This window comes from Mesorhizobium sp. P5_C1 (assembly GCF_054049815.1).
Genome location: NZ_JBFULQ010000951.1, coordinates 1 through 1,352 on the forward strand (window position 1 = coordinate 1; position 1,352 = coordinate 1,352).

At 62.4% G+C, this 1,352-nt stretch carries 1 protein-coding gene; it reads right to left on the minus strand.

Going from position 1 to position 1,352, the window contains the following annotated elements:
* The coding region (locus tag ACXJ7R_RS32900) for a trimethylamine methyltransferase family protein (RefSeq protein WP_457155438.1) at positions 1–1,022 on the minus strand (1,022 nt) is incomplete at its 3' end.
* Positions 1,023–1,352 lie beyond the last annotated feature (330 nt).

Sequence of the window (1,352 nt, forward strand, 5' to 3'; positions counted from 1 at the left end):
CCATAGGACACCAGCGACGGCTCGGGCGTGCCGAAGGTCGGCGCGCCCGATTGCATGGAGATTGACGAGGCGAAAGTGCCGAACAGCACCGGCGCGCCCGGCCGGATCAGCTGGGTGAACGACGCGCCGGCCAGCACCTCGGCCAAAACCTGCGTCAGCGTCCCGGCGACCGTCACCGGGCTCATCGCACCGGCGAGAATGAACGGCGTGACGATGCAGGCCTGGTTGTGGCGCGAATAGACTTTCAGCGCGCCGAGCATGGTCTCGTCGAACACCATCGGCGAGTTGGCGTTGATCAGGCTGGTCAGCACCGTGTTGTTTTCGACGAAGTCGTCGCCGAACACGATCTTGGCCATGGCGACGGTGTCCTCGGCGCGCTCGGGCGCTGTCACCGAGCCCATGAACGGCTTGTCCGAATATTTGATGTGGCTGTAGATCATGTCGAGATGGCGCTTGTTGACCGGCACATCGACCGGTTCGCACACGGTGCCGCCCGAATGGTGGATCGACGGCGCCATGTAGGCGAGCTTCACGAAATTCCGGAAATCCTCGATGGTCGCATAGCGCCTGACGCCGTCGAGATCGCGCACGAAGGGCGGGCCATAGACCGGCGCAAAGACAGTGGCGTTGCCGCCGATCTGCACCGAGCGTTCGGAATTGCGGGCGTGCTGGGTGTAGACGGACGGCGCGGTCTTCAGCAGCGAGCGGCAGAGCCCTTTGGGAAAGTGCACGCGTTCGCCCTTGACGTCGGCGCCGGCTTCTTTCCACAGCTGCAGCGCTTCCGCGTCGTCGCGGAAGATGATGCCGATCTCCTCGAGCACCGTGTCGGTGTTCTTCTCGATCAGCGCCAGGCCTTCCTCGTCCAGTACCTCATAGACGTTGATCTTGCGCTTGATATAGGTGAGCTGGGTGCCGGGGCCGCCGCCCGAACGGGCTGCACGCCGGGCAGCCGCTCCGCCGCTGGCGCCGCGCCCGCGTCGCGCGTTTGACGCTTCCTGATCGACTGCCGCGTGTTCGCTCATGATCGCTCTTCCCTGAATTTGTTCTTGTCCGGAATCCATTGCGGCAGCGTATCGCCGCTTCTTGCCGGATCGTAGCCAAGCACCCTATTCGAAACGGCCCGCCAGCGCCAACGGCTGTCGCAAAATCGACAAGAATTCCAAGAGAGTTACGGTCGCTTTCCTTTTGCGGGAAGTCGCAAATCAGCTATGGATACATGCCCCCAGCGGGTTAGGTATGAACGCGAATATTGTGTGCCTTGCGACGCAGTCGCGATGCCGGCAGGAGCTCGATACAAATGTCCGACGACGAGATCATCCTTTCCGAACTTTCCGACGACGAGTTGGTGCAGC